Here is a 1,180-nt window from a genome sequence, read left to right on the forward strand (position 1 = left end):
CCAGCCGACCGCCCGCCGGAGGTTCTGCATCCACCGGTCGAAGAGCGCCGAGAAGTGCACGACATCGCGGGCGGCACGCTGGTAGTCGTAGTTGTCCGGGTTGACCGGGGAACCATCCCCGACTGTTTCGCCCTTGTCGTTGACCGCGCCGTCACGGTTGATGGCACCGTAGGAGGGCATCGTGAGCGTGATGAACATCGACGGTTGATGCCCGGCGTAGGTGCGGCCGAGGGTGGTTTTCTCGACCTTGAGCCGGGGCAGGTTCGGGACATCCTGGCGGCGGCGGGTGGAGCGGGCCCGCCGGGGTTTGGGCTCGATATCCAGGGCCGGGAGACGACCGCGGAACCCGGACTCTTTCATCTCCGCATCCAGATCGGCCACGACTTCCCGGACCCCGGACATCATGTCCTGATCACCATCGGCCTTGGCCTGCTGGTAGGTGTCGAACAAGTCGGCCCGGGCCGCCAGCAGCGCGGTCTGATGCTCGGTCGGGTCGGTCTTGTCGGTCTCGGGTTCGTGGTCGAGGTGCCAACCCTCCCGGCATTGGGTGATCCGCAGGAACCGTGCTTTGTCCGCGCAGGCCGGGCACACCGAAGCAACGGTGGACTTGCACGGAGCCGCCACGTATTCCTCGGTCAGCGTCTTGGAGTCGTAGGCCAGCATCGGTATCGGGCGCACACAGATGTGTTCCTGGGCGGCGAGTTCTTCGGCGACATCCCGGAAGTCCGGCAGGCTACGACGCTGGGCCGCTGTCTGCCGGACCTCCGGGACGACCCCGGCATCGGTCGAGGCCGTAGTGTCCATCAGGCGCTGTGTCCTTCCTGCTTGGTCCAGTGATCCACCCGAGGCAGCACCACCGTCTCGGCGAGGGCGTCACCGAAGCGGAACCGCAGTTCGACGGTGGCGGGGCCGATGATGGTGGCCCGGCAGTGCTCGGCTTTGAAGGCGTGGGCGATTGTGTCGGCGCGCATCTCGAAATCGGCCGGCGACTGGCCTTCCAGCATCCGCAGCTGCACCCGATCCGTGCCGCGACCGATGCCGACCGCGAGCAGTTTGGGTGTGACGGTCCTGGTTTCGGTGGCGACGGTGAGGCGGCAGGCTTTCATCAGCCGGGCCCAGTTGCGGCGGTAGCGCCACCAGGTCAAAAACCTGGTCCGGGCCCGGTCGGTGATCCACCGGT

The 1,180-nt window shown here is 66.9% G+C and carries 1 protein-coding gene and 1 pseudogene; both read right to left on the reverse strand.

Features of this window, described 5'->3' with window-relative positions:
* On the reverse strand, positions 1 to 804 hold an 804-nt coding region (locus ACLML9_RS28780), incomplete at its 3' end, for a replication initiator (RefSeq protein ID WP_411948434.1).
* Positions 804 to 1,180, reverse strand: a pseudogene (locus ACLML9_RS28785) (hypothetical protein); the annotation flags it as partial. The pseudogene ACLML9_RS28785 and the gene ACLML9_RS28780, both read right to left, overlap by 1 nt.

It is taken from the genome of Nocardia sp. NPDC002869 (assembly GCF_046764065.1).
Classification (GTDB): domain Bacteria; phylum Actinomycetota; class Actinomycetes; order Mycobacteriales; family Mycobacteriaceae; genus Nocardia; species Nocardia rhamnosiphila.